16 protein-coding genes are annotated in these 14,270 nt (G+C 70.0%); 7 read left to right on the top strand and 9 right to left on the bottom strand.

Translation table 11 applies throughout. The features are described from left to right. Positions 1 to 16: 16 nt before the first annotated feature. Entirely contained in the window at positions 17 to 367 is a 351-nt protein-coding gene (locus VM306_RS22200) for a metalloregulator ArsR/SmtB family transcription factor (protein WP_325518131.1), read from the top strand. Here the strand turns inward: VM306_RS22200 and VM306_RS22195 are convergent. Genes VM306_RS22195 through VM306_RS22185 form a run of 3 tightly spaced genes read right to left on the bottom strand, consistent with a single transcriptional unit; the run spans position 357 to position 2,733 of the window. Continuing rightward, the gene (locus tag VM306_RS22195; protein ID WP_325518129.1) at positions 357 to 1,319 is read right to left on the bottom strand and encodes an ArsO family NAD(P)H-dependent flavin-containing monooxygenase; all 963 of its coding nucleotides are present in this window, start codon (positions 1,317 to 1,319) and stop codon (positions 357 to 359) included. The genes VM306_RS22200 and VM306_RS22195 overlap by 11 nt on opposite strands. Continuing rightward, positions 1,306 to 2,379: an ACR3 family arsenite efflux transporter gene (arsB, locus tag VM306_RS22190; RefSeq protein WP_414672433.1), complete on the bottom strand. Its 1,074-nt coding sequence runs from the start codon at positions 2,377 to 2,379 to the stop codon at positions 1,306 to 1,308. The genes VM306_RS22195 and arsB overlap by 14 nt, the downstream gene beginning before the upstream one ends. A 24-nt stretch (positions 2,380 to 2,403) precedes the next feature. Then, positions 2,404 to 2,733 carry a metalloregulator ArsR/SmtB family transcription factor gene (locus VM306_RS22185; RefSeq protein ID WP_325518127.1) on the bottom strand — a complete coding sequence of 110 codons (330 nt, stop codon included), beginning with the start codon at positions 2,731 to 2,733 and terminating at the stop codon, positions 2,404 to 2,406. A gap of 87 nt (positions 2,734 to 2,820) precedes the next feature. Between VM306_RS22185 and VM306_RS22180 the strand changes: the two genes are divergently transcribed. Then, positions 2,821 to 3,222 (top strand): arsenate reductase ArsC, encoded by a 402-nt coding sequence (locus tag VM306_RS22180; protein ID WP_325518125.1) that lies wholly within the window; start codon positions 2,821 to 2,823, stop codon positions 3,220 to 3,222. Here the strand turns inward: VM306_RS22180 and VM306_RS22175 are convergent. Beyond that, on the bottom strand, positions 3,219 to 4,406 hold the full coding sequence (locus VM306_RS22175; RefSeq protein WP_325518122.1) for an MFS transporter: 1,188 nt from the start codon (positions 4,404 to 4,406) through the stop codon (positions 3,219 to 3,221). The genes VM306_RS22180 and VM306_RS22175 overlap by 4 nt on opposite strands. Further along, positions 4,396 to 5,715 (bottom strand): FAD-dependent oxidoreductase, encoded by a 1,320-nt coding sequence (locus tag VM306_RS22170; protein WP_325518120.1) that lies wholly within the window; start codon positions 5,713 to 5,715, stop codon positions 4,396 to 4,398. The genes VM306_RS22175 and VM306_RS22170 overlap by 11 nt, the downstream gene beginning before the upstream one ends. A gap of 99 nt (positions 5,716 to 5,814) precedes the next feature. On the opposite strand from VM306_RS22170, the gene VM306_RS22165 reads away from it, so the two are divergent. Continuing rightward, complete coding sequence (locus VM306_RS22165) at positions 5,815 to 6,639, top strand: metalloregulator ArsR/SmtB family transcription factor (RefSeq protein ID WP_325518118.1); 825 nt, start codon at positions 5,815 to 5,817, stop codon at positions 6,637 to 6,639. Here the strand turns inward: VM306_RS22165 and VM306_RS22160 are convergent. Beyond that, entirely contained in the window at positions 6,636 to 8,087 is a 1,452-nt protein-coding gene (locus VM306_RS22160) for an amidase (RefSeq protein ID WP_325518116.1), read from the bottom strand. The genes VM306_RS22165 and VM306_RS22160 overlap by 4 nt on opposite strands. 476 nt (positions 8,088 to 8,563) lie before the next feature. Here VM306_RS22160 and VM306_RS22155 point away from each other — a divergent pair, with 476 nt between their 5' ends. Beyond that, positions 8,564 to 8,767 (top strand): cold-shock protein, encoded by a 204-nt coding sequence (locus tag VM306_RS22155; RefSeq protein WP_319971049.1) that lies wholly within the window; start codon positions 8,564 to 8,566, stop codon positions 8,765 to 8,767. A gap of 141 nt (positions 8,768 to 8,908) precedes the next feature. Next, positions 8,909 to 9,379, top strand: a complete 471-nt coding sequence (locus VM306_RS22150) for a YdeI/OmpD-associated family protein (protein ID WP_325518110.1) — start codon at positions 8,909 to 8,911, stop codon at positions 9,377 to 9,379. A gap of 1 nt (position 9,380) precedes the next feature. Here VM306_RS22150 and VM306_RS22145 read toward each other — a convergent pair whose 3' ends face one another. From VM306_RS22145 to VM306_RS22135, 3 genes are all read right to left on the bottom strand, one after another. Next, positions 9,381 to 10,961 carry a translation factor GTPase family protein gene (locus VM306_RS22145; RefSeq protein ID WP_325518106.1) on the bottom strand — a complete coding sequence of 527 codons (1,581 nt, stop codon included), beginning with the start codon at positions 10,959 to 10,961 and terminating at the stop codon, positions 9,381 to 9,383. A gap of 189 nt (positions 10,962 to 11,150) precedes the next feature. After that, on the bottom strand, positions 11,151 to 11,759 hold the full coding sequence (locus VM306_RS22140) for a helix-turn-helix domain-containing protein (protein ID WP_325518102.1): 609 nt from the start codon (positions 11,757 to 11,759) through the stop codon (positions 11,151 to 11,153). Between the two features lie 62 nt (positions 11,760 to 11,821). Then, on the bottom strand, positions 11,822 to 12,109 hold the full coding sequence (locus VM306_RS22135) for a putative quinol monooxygenase (RefSeq protein WP_325518099.1): 288 nt from the start codon (positions 12,107 to 12,109) through the stop codon (positions 11,822 to 11,824). 106 nt (positions 12,110 to 12,215) lie between these two features. On the opposite strand from VM306_RS22135, the gene VM306_RS22130 reads away from it, so the two are divergent. Continuing rightward, a complete protein-coding gene (locus tag VM306_RS22130; protein WP_325518096.1) occupies positions 12,216 to 12,827 on the top strand; it encodes an NAD(P)-dependent oxidoreductase in 612 nt (203 codons plus the stop codon). A 461-nt stretch (positions 12,828 to 13,288) separates the two neighbouring features. Next, positions 13,289 to 14,270 (top strand): CHAP domain-containing protein (locus VM306_RS22125; RefSeq protein ID WP_325518094.1); only part of this gene is annotated, 982 nt, incomplete at its 3' end.

Below are 14,270 nucleotides of genomic sequence, written 5' to 3'. Positions count from 1 at the left end.
CGTTCAACATTGAAAGATGTCGAAGCAAGAGGCGGGCTGCTGCGCACCGCTGCCGGAGGACCCGCTGGCCGCGGAGCAGGTGGCCGAGCTGTCGGCGATGTTCAAGGCGCTCGGTGACCCGGTGCGCCTGCGGCTGCTGTCGATGATCGCCTCGGGACCCGGCGCCGGGGTCTGCGTCTGCGAGCTGACACCGGCTTTCGAGCTGTCCCAGCCCACGATCTCGCACCACCTCAAGCTGTTGCGCCAGGCGGGTCTGGTCGACTGCGAGCGCCGCGGCACGTGGGTCTACTACTGGCTGCGCCCGGAGACGACCGACCGGATGGCCGCGGCTCTGAACGGTGTGAGCCGCCGCCCGGTCATGGCCTGATCTTCGCGACCGTCGCCTTCGCGGTCGGCCCGACCCCGATGAGGGTCGCGGACGCCGGGCCGGTCCAGCCGCCGTAGCCGAGCAGGTGCAGACGCCGCTCCCCCGCGGCGGTCGTGCCCTCGACGGCGACGCGGCCTTCGGTGCCGCGCAGCCGCAACGGAGCCAGGTGGCTCAGGGCGGGCCGGAACCCGGTGCACCACACCACGATCTCCGCGCCGGACAAGGCTTCAGCGTCCATCGGGGTGGCCACGAGAAGTCCGGTGTCGCGGGCTTCTCGGACGGGCGGCACCGCCACGATGTCGCCGAGCTCGGCCACGCTGCCACGGCGGGTGGCGATGTCGAACAGTGCTTTGCCGTCGATCTCGTCGGGCATGTAGCGCGGCGGGCGGCGGGTCATCCAGGTCAGTTCGGTGTGCGGGGCGAGGTCGGCGGCGATCTGGGCGCCGGAGTTGCCGCCGCCAACCACCACGACCTTGCGCCCGGCGAACTCGAGCGGCTCGCGGTAGTCGACGGTGTGCAGCTGACGGCCGGGCAGGTCCATCAACGGCCGGAAGGGCCGCCACCACGTACCCGTCGCGCTGATGACGTGCCGAGCCGACCACGTTCCGGAGTCGGTGCGCACCAGCAGGCGGTCACCGTCGCGGGTCACCGAGGTGACCTGGACGGGCCGGTGGACGGGGATGTCGTAGCGCTTCTCGTAGGCGGTGAGGTAGTCGACGACGTGCCGCGCGGTCGGGTATCCGTCCGGAAAGGACGGCATGGGCCAGCCGGGCAGCGAGCTGTGGCGGGCGACGGAGAACAGGCGCAGCGAGTCCCACGTGTGCGGCCACGCCCCGCCCGGCACGGGCCGCGCGTCGAGCACCACGTGGTCCATGCCCGCGCGGCGCAGGTAGAAGGCGGCGGCCAGTCCTGACTGACCACCGCCGATCACCACGACGTCAGAGCTGAGCACGAGCCACCCAACGACGCCGGAGCCTGAGGCTGACGTAGACGAGCGCGACGAGCACCGGCACCTCGATCAGCGGGCCGACGACGCCGGCCAGGGCCTGCCCTGAGGTCACGCCGAACACGCCGATCGCGACGGCGATGGCGAGCTCGAAGTTGTTGCCCGCCGCGGTGAACGCCAGCGTCGTCGTCCGCTCGTAGGAAAGCCCGGACGCCTTGCCCAGCGCGTAGGAACCGGCCCACATGATCGCGAAGTACACCAGCAGCGGCAGCGCGATCCTGACGACGTCGAGCGGACGGTTCGTGATGGTCCCGCCCTGCAGCGCGAACAGGATGACGATCGTGAACAGCAGGCCGTACAACGCGATCGGGCCGACGCGCGGCAGGAACTCCGACTCGTACCAGTCGCGGCCGCGCGACCGCTCCCCCAGCTTGCGGCTCAGGTACCCGGCCAGCAGCGGGATGCCGAGGAAGATCAGCACGGACTTCGCGATCTCCCACGCCGAGAAGTCCACCGACGCGGTGCCGAGGCCGAGCCAACCGGGCAGAAGGTCGAGGTAGAACCAGCCGAGCACACCGAACATGACGACCTGGAACACCGAGTTCAGCGCGACGAGCACCGCGGCGGCCTCGCGGTCGCCGCAGGCGAGGTCGTTCCAGATGATCACCATGGCGATGCAGCGGGCGAGGCCGACGATGATCAGACCGGTGCGGTACTCGGGCAGGTCCGCCAGGAAGATCCACGCCAGGGCGAACATCAGCGCCGGGCCGAGGACCCAGTTCAGCACCAGTGAGAGCAGCATGGTGCGGCGGTCGCGGGTGACGGTGCCGAGTCTGTCGTAGCGCACCTTCGCCAGCACCGGGTACATCATCAGCAGCAGGCCGAGCGCGATCGGCAGCGACACCTCGCCGATCTTCACCGCGTCCAGCACGCCTTGCAGGCCAGGGACGAACCGGCCGAGCACCAGACCGGCGACCATGGCCACGCCGATCCACACCGGCAAGAACCTGTCCAGGAAGGACAGTCGGTGCAGCACGTCAGGTGCCGCGTTTTCGTTGGTTCTCAACAGGTTCCCTTGAACGAGGTCAGGTCAGTCGCAACAGGTGCCGGCGTCGCGCAACGGTCCTCCCGGCGCCAGCACCGCGGCGAGCACGTCGATGGCGGCGTTGTCGATGCGGTACCAGCTCCAGGTGCCGCGCCGTTGGCGGCTGAGCACTCCGGCGTTGACGAGGATCTTGAGGTGGTGGCTGAGCGAGGACTGCGGCATGTCGAACTGGTCGGCCAGGTCGCAGAAGCACGCCTCCTGGCCCTCGGTCCGGCGCACGAGACCGACGAGTTCGACGCGGATCGGGTCGCCGAGCGCCTTGAACAGGCGGGCGGCCGTCGTCGGGTCGAGCAGTGCCTGGTCCGCGCTCGTCATGACGACGACCCTAGCGGCTTGGATTGACAAAAGTCGATACACGGGGTGTGATCCGCGTCGACGAACTTCGATCCAAGGAGAACCGCCGTGCCCAAGACGCCCGAGGTGCTGTTCGTCTGCGTGCACAACGCCGGCCGCTCCCAGATGGCCGCGGCGCTGCTGCAGCACTACGGCATGGGCCGGATCGCCGTGCGTTCGGCCGGGTCCGAGCCCGCGGAGAAGGTCAACCCCGCGGCCGCCGCCGCGCTGGCGGAGTGGGGGCTCGACATCACCGCCGAGGTCCCGTCGAAGCTCACGACCGAGGACGTCGAGGCCTCCGACGTGGTGATCACGATGGGCTGCGGCGACACCTGCCCGGTCTTCCCCGGCAAGCGCTACCTCGACTGGCAGCTCGACGACCCCGCGGGCCAGGGCATCGACGCCGTGCGCCCGATCCGCGACGACATCGACCGCCGGGTGCGAGGTCTGGTCGCGGAGCTGCTCGGCTAGCGCGGCACGCCGGCGGTCGACAGCGCGGCCGCCAGCACCCCGATCGCCCCCAGCACCACGAACACCGCCGGATAGCCGCCCAGCCACGCCGCCAGCGCGCTGCCCGCCCACGGCGCGATCGCGGCCGTGAGCATGACCGGTGCGGTGAGCAGGCCGTTGAGCTGTCCGTAGTGGACCGCTCCCCACCGGTCGGTGATCGCGGTCGCCTGCACCAGCGTGAAGATCCCCCGCGTGACGCCGGCGAGCACGGAGCCCGCGATCAGCAGCGGTGCCGGGCCGGGCACCACGCCCAGCAGGGCGGTCACCACCGCGCTCACCAGGAGGATCAGCAGGGTGCGGGTGCGCACCGATGTCCGCGCAACCAGCTTGGCGTAGCCGAGCCGGCCCATCACCTGGCCGACGCCGCCCAGCCCGAGTGCGATCGCGGCGGCCGAGGTCGTCATGCCGCGTTCGGTCAGCAGCGGGACGAGGTTGATCACGACGGCGTACACGCTGAGCGCGGCCAGGCTCATCGCGGCCACGAGCACCAGGAACGGCCTGCTGCGCGCCACCGCCGACGGAGCGTGCGCGGTCTCGTGCTCGATCGCCGGCCACGGCAACCGCAGACCCCACAGGTGCAGCGGAATCGTCGTGACAGCAAGGAATCCGGCGAGCATCAGGTAGGTGCCGCGCCAGTCCACGTGCTCGTTCAGCACGGCGGTCAACGGCGCGAACACGGTGCTGGCCAGCCCGGCGACCAGCGTCAGCGCGGTCAGCGCGGACACCCGGCGCGCCCCGTACCAGCGGGTCAGCGCCGCGAACGCGGGTGCGTAGAAGATCCCGGCCATCGCCACGCCGGCCAGCAACCACGCCGCCGTGAACCACACCAGCTCCTCCGCCGTCGCCAACGCGACGAGCGCGAGCACGGCGACGATCGAGCCGGTGGTCATGATGGCGCGCGGTCCGTGGCGGTCGAGCAGCCTTCCGACCGGGATGCCCACCAGGCCCGCGACGACCTGGCTCGCGGAGAACCCGGCCGTGATCGCCGCGAGCGACCACCCGGTCCGCGCGCTGATGGTCGGCAGCAGCACCGGGAAGGCGTAGTAGAGCACTCCCCAGCTGATGATCTCGGTGGCGCACAGGACGATCAGCACGCGGCGCGGCCCGGCGTCGATGCCGGGCCGCGCCGTCGTGTCAGCGGGCACTGGGCGCGAGGCCGATCGTCTCCGGTGCGCCGCAACAGCCGCCGGTGTTCTTCTGCTCCTCGGGAGCGTCGAACACGCCGGCGCCACCGCACACCCCGGTCTCGGGCAGCACGAGCTCGACGCGCCCGGCCGCCTCGTGGTCACCGGCGAGCGCGGCCACGATGGACCGCGCCTGCTCGTAGCCCGTCAGCGACAGGAACGTCGGCGCACGGCCGTAGCTCTTCATGCCGACCAGATAAACACCCGGCTCGGGGTGCCGCAGCTCGTTTTCACCATGGGGGTAGACGGTGCCGCACGAGTGCACGTTCGGGTCGATCAGCGGAGCGAGCTTCGAGGGGGCCTGCAGCACAGGGTCCAGGTCGAGCCGGACCTCCGACAACCACGACAGGTCCGGCCGGAACCCGGTCAGCACCACGACCTCGTCGATGCGCTCGACCCGGTCGCCGTCGAACGACTCCAGCGTCAGGCTGCCGTCCGCCGCGCGCTCGACCGCCGCCGTGCGGAACCCGGTGGCGGTCTCGACGTGACCGGCTTCGGCGGCCTTCCTCGCCCGCAGGCCCAACGCGCCGCGCGCCGGGAGCTGGTCGGCTTCGCCCCCGCCGAACGCGTTGCCGACCGCGCCGCGCCGCAACAGCCACACGATCTTCGTGCCGGGCTCCCGCTCGGCGAGCTCGGCCAGCGCCACCAGCGCGGTGAGGGCGGAGTGGCCACTGCCGGCGACCGCGATCCGCTTGCCCGCGTAGCGAGCCCGTTCGGCCGCGAGGTCGGGCACGCGGTAGGTGATCCTCTCGGCCGCCGCTCGCTCGCCCGCCGCGGGAAGCCCGTCTCCACCCAGCGGGTTCGGTGAGCCCCACGTGCCGGAAGCGTCGATCACCGCACGCGCCGTGATCCGCTCTTCCCCGTTCGTGGTCCGCACGTGGACGGTCAGCGGCTCGTCTTCGCGGCCCGCGTCCACGACGCGGTCCCGGCCGCGCCGTGCCACTCCCACCACGCGCGAACCGAAGCGGACCCGGTCGCCCAGCACCTCCGCCAGCGGTCGCAGGTACAACTCCGCCCACTCCCCGCCGGTCGGATAGGCGTCACCGGCTGGACGCGCCCAGCCGGCCTGACCGAGCAGGCGTCCGGCGGCCGGGTCGACGAGCTCGCTCCACCGCGAGAACAGCCGGACGTGGTTCCACTGCGACACAGCGGAACCGGCGCGGTCACCCGCTTCCAGCACGAGCACGTGCTCGCCCCGTTCGACCAGGTGCGCCGCCGCGGACAACCCCGCGGGCCCGGCACCCACCACGACGACTGGGAACTCACTCACGGCACACCCCTTGTATCGACGGATTTCGAATCAACCCGTCGGACTGTATCGACCGGGATCGATTGACGCAACCATCGATCTGCGTCGATACTTCACCGCATGACGACGACAGCGGCCGTGCTGCCCGCCGAGGACGCCGCGACCTACGCGGACTGGTTCGCGTGCCTGGCAGAGCCGACCCGAGTGCGGCTGCTGCACGCCGTGGCGACCGCGGGCCGCTCGATGACCGTGGGCGAGCTGACCGACCTGGTCGGCATCAGCCAGTCCACCTGCTCGCACCACGTGCGCAAGCTGGCCGAGGTCGGCTTCCTTCGGATGCACAAGGAGGGCACCGCCACCCACGTCACCGTGAACCCGTCGTGCTGCACAGGTCTGCCCCATGCGGCCGACATCGTCATGGGCGTGCTCGCGCCCCGCCCGTGCCGCCAGGAGAACCTCCCGGCCGACGTGACCGTCCGCGCGATGCGTGACGACGACTGGACCGCCGTGCGCCGCATCTACGCCGAAGGCATCGCCACCGGCGACGCGACGTTCGAAACCGAGGTGCCCCAACGCAGAGCGCTCGACGCCAAGTGGTTGCGCGAGCACCGCTGGGTCGCCGAGACCGGCGGCGTGGTGGCGGGCTGGGCGGCGGCCACCCCGGTGTCCACAAGGGACTGCTACGCGGGCGTGGCCGAGCACTCCGTCTACGTCGGAGCCGACCTCCGCGGCCGAGGGGTCGGCAAAGCTCTGCTGCACAAGCTGGTCACGGCCGCCGACGCCGCGGGCCTGTGGACGTTGCAGACCTCGATCTTCCCCGAGAACCGCGCGAGCCTCGCCCTGCACCACGCGGCGGGCTTCCGCACCCTCGGCGTCCGCGAACGCATCGCGCGACACCACGGCGTGTGGCGCGACACCGTCTTCCTCGAACGCCGGGCCGCCTAGACCGGCGCCTGGAACCCGCCGATCGTCTGCTCGAGCAGTTCGGCCAGCCGCAGCGGTGTGCGGTCCTCGAACATCGGACCGATGAGCTGCACCCCGACCGGCAGCCCCTCGGGAGACCGGCCGGCGGGTACGGCGGTGGCGGGCAGACCGGGCATGGTGGCCAGGCCGGCCCAGACCAGCTGGTCGAAGTACGGGTACTCGACGCCGTCGACGTCGATGCGCCGTTCCATCGGGTCGGGGCTGTGGTCGTGCGGGAACGCGGGCGTCGGCGTGATCGGGCACACCACGGCGTCGAACTCGGCGAACAGCCGCCGCCAGCCGTGGCGGTGGACCTCGCGGCGGTGGTGCGCCTCGATCCAGTCGCGGTGGCTGAACAGCATGGCGCGCAGCCGCACGGAGTCAAGACTGCGGTCGTCCGCACTCAGTCCGGCGACGCGGTTCCGCAACTGCTCGTCCATCTCGACGGGGAAGCGCGCGACGGAGCCCGAGATCAGCAACTGCATGTAGAGCGTCGCGGCCTCGGTCAGATCGGGCAGCAGCGCACTGCGCCGTTCGACGCGGGCGCCGCCGTCGGCGAGCGCGGCGGCCACCCGGTGCACGCCCGCCCGCACGGCGGCCCCGGTCGCGATGAGCGGATGCTCGTCGAGGACCAGGACCCGGAAGTCGCGGAGCCGCTCGTGCCGGGCGGGCGGCAGTGCCACGCGGTGCGCCACGCCGAGCGTCAGCGGGTCCGGTCCGGCCATGACGTCGAGCAGGAGCGCGAGGTCGCGGGCGGTGCGCGCCATCGGCCCGACGACGGCGAGGTCGAACTCGGACGGCAACGCCGGCTCGCCCGGCGGGACCATGCCGCGGCTGGCCGCCAGCCCGAGCGTCGGCTTGTGCGCGTAGACGCCGCAGAAGTGCGCGGGGGTGCGCAGCGAGCCGGCGATGTCGGACCCGATGGACAACGCGCCGAACCCGGACGCCAGCGCCGCCGCAGACCCGCCGGAGGACCCGCCCGCCGTGCGACCGCGGTCCCACGGGTTGGTGGTGGTGCCGTAGATCTCGTTGAAGGTCTGGATGTCCTGCAACCCCAGCGGCACGTTGGTCTTGCCGAGCACCACCGCGCCCGCGGCCTTGAGCCGCGACACCTGCACCGCGTCCTCGGCCGGCACGTGGTTCCTGTGCGCCGGCATGCCCCAGGTCGTGGGCAGCCCGGCGATGTCGTACGACTCCTTGACCGTCACCGGGACGCCGAGCAGCGGCCGGTCCTCACCCCGGGCCCGCGCCCGGTCGGCACGGCGTGCGGCGGCCCGCGCACGGTCGAAGTCCGGCACGCAGACCGCGTTGACCACCTCGTCGCCCCGCTCGATGCGGGCGATCGCCTCGTCGGTCAGGTCCACCGATGTCACCGCGCCGACACGCAGGGCGGCAACGAGTTCTTCAGCCGAGTGATAGCTCCATTCCATGAATTCAACGCTATTGACCTGCTGCAGAAGCCACGAAATTCCGGTTCGCGCAACCAGGAAGACCCGATAGGTCATCCTCACCGACGAGTTCCGCTTTATCGGACGAGTCAACGCAGGTCACAGCGTTGATCAGGGGTGAATTTCGCTCATATCAGCCACGAAATTCCGCGTGCCACAACAGGACGGATGTCTCATTCTTGTTCACCGGCCGCCGATGTCTGCCGATGGGCATGTTCTCTCGCTCGCGGGCGGGTTGCCGGAGTCCTCCTCGATGCCCACGGACGCCGACGAGGGGGGCCCATGATGCGGGCCAAGATCCGTTGGTGTACGGTAGTGTCATCCGTCATGGCTTCGAGGTTCCCCGTTCGCCCGTGACCACAGGTCGCGGGCGCCGTGCTGTTCAGCGCCTTGGAATCATGACGGATCACTACCCGGCCCCGCACAGTGCGGGCGCCACATCATGCTTGGAGTGCACCATGGCCACCGGAACCGTCAAGTGGTTCAACGCCGAAAAGGGCTTCGGCTTCATTGAGCAGGACGGTGGCGGCGCCGACGTCTTCGCCCACTACTCGAACATCGCCGCCCAGGGCTACCGCGAGCTCCAGGAAGGCCAGAAGGTGTCCTTCGACATCACGCAGGGCCAGAAGGGCCCGCAGGCGGAGAACATCGTCCCCGCGTAGTTCTGATCGGCGTCGCTGAGCCTTCAGCGGCACGCGCGGAACACACCAGAGCCCGGCCGGATGATCCATCCGGCCGGGCTTTGTTGCGCGTCGCGGGAGCGAACCCCTCTTGCTGCTCAGCGCCCGTTACGATCGCTGTCCATGACGGCACGCCGTTTCACCGGCACGGCCCGCACGGACGGACGCGGCCGCGTGGTCGTGCCCGTCCCGTTCGACCCCGACCAGGTCTGGGGCGTCAAGGACCGGCACCACATCACCGGCATGATCGACCAGGTCCGCGTTCGCGGTGTCATCGAGACTTCCGACGCCGACCCCCGGATCGTTCTCACCCCTGCCTGGCTGCGCGACACCAGCCTGGCGCCCGGCGACCGCGTCGAGGTCGTGCTGTCCCCGGAAGGCCCGCAACGCGCGGACCTCGCCGAGGACATGGCGGCCGCGCTCGACGCCACGCCGGCGGCCGGCGCGTTCTTCGACTCCCTCGCCCAGTTCTACCGCCGCGCCTACCTGCGCTGGATCGACGGCACCACACGCCGCCCGGAGCTGCGCGCGGCCAGGATCGCGGAAGTGGTCGACCTCCTCGCCGCCGGAGTCAAGCAACGCCCCAAGACATGACTCAGGCGTAGTGGTCGAACTCGCTTTCCAGCACCCCTTCCCCTCGGGTCAATGAGGGCAGGCGTCGTTGCAGATCGTGCACCCGCGCCGCCGGAACGTGCCCGTGGAGGACGGTCGCGGTCGTCTCCAGCGGAACGGCGCCGACCTTGCCCAGCGCGGCGAGCACCGCGGTGAGCGCGTCCGCCGGGATCTCCAGCCGGAAGCGGTGCACCGGTTCGCACGTCACGGTTCCAGCTCGGCGCAGCGCTTCCCGCAGCACGATCGGCGCGAGACCGCGGAAGTCACCCGCCGCACTCACCGGTGAGAAGTACCCGGAGTGCGTCATCGTGACAGTGCAGTCGTGAATCCGATCAGCGCGCACCGTGTCGCGCACGGCGTCCTCGGTGGCCCGGAAGAAGGCGAGCGGCAGCGAGCCCAGCTCCACCTCCAGCCGGAACTCCTCCGGTCCCGGTTCCACCCGGAACCCGATGGTGGCCGCGTACGGGGTCTCACCGAGGAACCGCACCGCCTCACCCACGCCCCGGGGACGTTCCACGCGGATCGTTCTCGTTTCGCGGAACGTGACAGCGACGCCGTACTCCAGCGCGAGCGTCGCCTCGATGACCTCCTTCTGCACCTCGCCGTACAAAGAGACCACGATGTCGTCGCCGTCGAGCCGCAGATCGATCAACGGGTCCTGCTCGGCAAGCTGCCGCAACGCGGAATGCAGAGCCACCCGATCATGTGATTCCACCACGGTTTCCAGCGTCGGTGGCGCGAAGTGGCGGGCACGGTCGTGGTGAGCGACGCCGATCGTGTCGCCGATGCGGACGTCGAGGCCCCAGAGCTTCGCGATCTGCCCTGCCCGCGCGGTGGCGCGACGTGGTGCCGAGCCACCCCCGAACACCGCGATCGAGGTGACCTTCCCTTCGCGGTCACCGATCTTCACCCGATCGCGCACCCGCACGGTCCCGGAGAACAGCCGCACGAACGCGATCTTCTCCCCCGCCCTGCCACGTTCGATCTTGAAGACCGTGCCGGACAACGGACCGTCGACCACGTCTGCCACCGGCGACAACGACAGGACACCGGCGACCAGTTCGTCGACCCCGTCACCGGTGATCGCGGACCCGAAGCAGATCGGCGCCTCGCTCGCCAGCTTCTCGACCACGTCACGCGCCACGCGCTCCCCGTCAGCGCCACGACGGTCCATCTTGTTCACGAACACGACAGTCGGGATCTCCAGGCGCCGCAACGTGCGCATGAGCACGCGGGTCTGCGCCTGCACGCCCTCCACCGCGGACACCACCAGCACGGCGCAGTCGAGCACGTCGAGCACCCGCTCCACCTCGGCGATGAAGTCCGGGTGGCCCGGTGTGTCGATCAGGTTGACCGCGACGTCACCGACGACGAACGACGCGACGGCGGACTTGATCGTGATGCCGCGCTGCCGTTCGAGCGCGAGCGAGTCGGTCTGCGTGTTCCCCGCGTCCACGCTGCCGAGTGCGCCGATGACACCGGCGGTGTGCAGCAACCGCTCGGTGAGGCTGGTCTTACCAGCGTCGACGTGAGCCAGGATCCCCAAGTTCAAGGTGCGCGACAAGCGTCATGTCCTCTAGATAGGCAACGAATACCTTCTGGGTGAACACGGACGCCACGCGCATGTGCCTCTCCTTGTCCGGACGACTGGTCACGAGCAGTCGATCAGGCTGTCGGTCGCAGCGCAACCGAGATTGTCCTGTCCTCTCCTACCGCTGATCGCGTTGTCGGTAGGCGATGCTGTTCCGGGCGGTCAAGCTCGGCGAGGCCGAAGCCCGTCGCAGACGATCTCCACCATGCGCTGCTGCGCGGCGCCGTCGTCGTCGCGGGCGATGCAGCCGGTGATGAGCGCTTTGACGTCGGCCGTGTCGACGTCATCGCGGACCGCTCCGGCCTGCTGTGCCGCGGCGAGCAGGCCGGTCATGGCCGCGTCGAAGTCGTGGATGGCCGTGGATGCCGCGGCCTGGAGGTCGAAGCCGGCGCCGGTGAGGGCGTCGCCGACGGCATGATCAGCAGCGCCTTGACGGACCAGCAGCGCGAAGAAGGTGAAGAACGCTGTTGCCGGTTCCTCGTGCGCGGTGATGTCCTCGGCGCGGCGGACGAGGTGTTCGATGCGGTGCAGCGCTACCGCCCGGAAAAGTGCTTCCTTGGTGGGGAAGTGCCGGGTGACGGTGCCGGTGCTGACGCCGGCCCGGCGGGCGATCTCGCGGATCGGGACCGCGGCACCGTGCGCCGCGAACGCGGCGAATGCCTCTTCCAGCACTCGCGCGTGGTTGCGCCGGCCGTCGGCGCGCTGGGGCCTGTCCGGTTCCGTGGCCGCGTCGACGTGCGTGGTGTCCGGGGTTCGTTTCGACGGTGACATCCCGGCGATCGTAAGCCGTGTCGTGCCAGGCCGATGACTGCCTCGCGGTGACGCCGCACCGCTCAGCCCTGCAGTCGGCTGGAACCGCCGATCTCGTACCGCACGACCTGCACGCTGCGCACGTGCGGCATCGGCGCCTGGGCGACTCCGGCCAGGTGGGCGTCGAGGTGCGCCTGGGACTCCCACCGCTCGTAGATGTTGACGCGGTCCGGCTCGATCGGGTCGGCCGCCACCACGTAGTCCAGGCAGCCCGGCGTGGTTCGAACCCGGCGCAGGGACGGGGCGAGGCCCGCCAGGAGCGTGTCGCGGTGGTCTGGGTCGACGTAGGCGGTTCCGGCGACGATGGGCACGACTGGGCCTCCAGGGTTGACGGGTCGGTGCTACCGGAGCACTGTAGCAACTAAACGGCACGCGTGTCCCGGATAAGTCGATCAGCTATACCCGAGGAGATCTCCCTTGCGCTTGACCATTTTCGGCGCGACTGGACGTACAGGCCGCGTCGTCGTCGAGCACGCGCTGCGCCTCGGCCACGAGGTCACCGCGCTCACCCGTGACCCGTCGCGGATCGGTTCGCGGCCGCGGCTTCGCGTCGTCGGCGGTGACGTGCGCGATCCCGCGGCGGTCGCGGAGGCATTGCGAGGCGCCGACGCGATCGTCAGCACCCTGGGCCGGCGACGGCGAGGTCCCGATGTCTGCACCGAGGGCATCCGCGCGGTACTGGCCCACACGGCCCGCCGCGGTCCTCGCCGTCTCATCCTCTTGAGCAACTACGGCGTCGCGGACAGCCGTCACCGCACCGCGTACGTCGCCGTGTCCTGGCTTCTCGAACGAGCCGTCCTGCGCGACAAGGAACGGATGGAGGCACTCCTGCGCGGCAGCGACTCCGACTGGACCGTCGTGCGCGCACCAGTTCTCACCAACGGGCCGCGCACCGGCGACTACCGCACCGGAACCGATCTCCGGCTTTCCTTCACTGCCAGGGTTTCCCGTGCCGACATCGCGGAGTTCATGCTCGCCGAACTCCGCGACAACACCTACCTGCGCCGAGCCGTGGCCATCACTTCGTGAAGGGATGGGCTTCGGTGCGGTGGTGCGCGCGTACCCCGGCCGCTGACCACCGCCGCTGACCACCGCTGCCACGGCGTCAGCACGACACAGGCATCCGGTCATGCCGCTGACTGCGCGATCAGAGCTTGGGCTGAGTGGGAACCAACTCGACGATCTGACGCGCTAAGCGCCGGTGGAATGCGGGCCGTGGCATGTCTGGCGCCGCGCTCAGCGGCGTGCGCCAACATCCCCCAGTGGCCGGCATCTCAACCGAGCCGCCGACCACCCTTCTGACTGGACAAAAACAGGTCAGTTGAGGGGAGGGCCGAAACAGAACCCGGCGGCAACACGAACCACAACGCGTGCGGCTGACGAGCGGTACCTGTTTCGGCTGCTTATCTCGCGGAACGAGCCCGCCGGGCCCGGGCCACTCCAGTCAGCGGCTGACCATCCATACCAAGGCAACCTGAAGAGGTGACGACTTGAAACCCACCATCCGACGGCGGCGACGAGTCTTGGCGTTCGGCACCGTCTTGATCACGTCACTCACGTTCATCCTCGCGAGCATGAGCACGGCCTCTGCCAGCGTGACCGTGTTGTGCGCAGGCAATTCCTACGCCACGTGCATCAACGCCGGCTACACGGCGCACGGTTTCGAGCAGCACTTCCAGTCCAGCCACTGGGGCGCCTACGCAGGACACAACTGCACCAACTACGCCGCCTACATGATGACGATCAACGGCGCGGCCACGCCGAACTACCAGCTGGGCAATGCCTCGCACTGGGCATGGAACGCATCCCAACACGGTGTCCTGGTCAACCAAACACCGACGGCCGGTGCGATCGCCCAATGGGACTCCAACGCCGGCGGCACAGGCCCGGATGGCCACGTCGCCTACGTGGAGGCGATCAACGGCAACTCCATCACGGTATCCGAAGACGTCTACTCGACAGGCCCGTTCCGCTGGCGCACCATCACCACCGGCGACGCGAAGTGGCCGACCAACTTCATCCACTTCAAGGACCAGCCGAACTCCAACCCGGGCTCCGGCGCCCGCCATCTCAGCGACGTGGACCACAACGGCGCCTCCGACCTCGTCCTCGTCACCAACGAGCCGACCGGGGGCAGCGGCGCCACCATGCTCGTATCGACCTGGCAGGGCTTCTGGCAGTTGCCGGCACAGTGGTGGCGAGACCCCACCGTGGGATGGGCTGGCATCACACCCTTCGTCGGCGACGTCAACGGCGACGGCAACGCCGACTACATCTTCGCGGCCAACGCCGGCACCGGAGGCATCGCCGTCTACGTGGCACTCTCCAACGGAAACGGCTTCGGCATCCCTCAGTTGTGGTGGAGCGGAAACCAGTTCGACTACAACGCCACAAAGTTCAGCTTCGGTGACGTCGACGGCAACGGCGGCGACGACCTGATACTCAGCGTCCCGCAACCCGGTGGCGTGGCGA

The organism is Lentzea sp. (assembly GCF_035525475.1).
Classification (GTDB): Bacteria; Actinomycetota; Actinomycetes; order Mycobacteriales; family Pseudonocardiaceae; genus Lentzea.
Note: the sequence above shows the minus strand (reverse complement) of the source record. Positions and strands in the feature narration are given on the sequence as shown.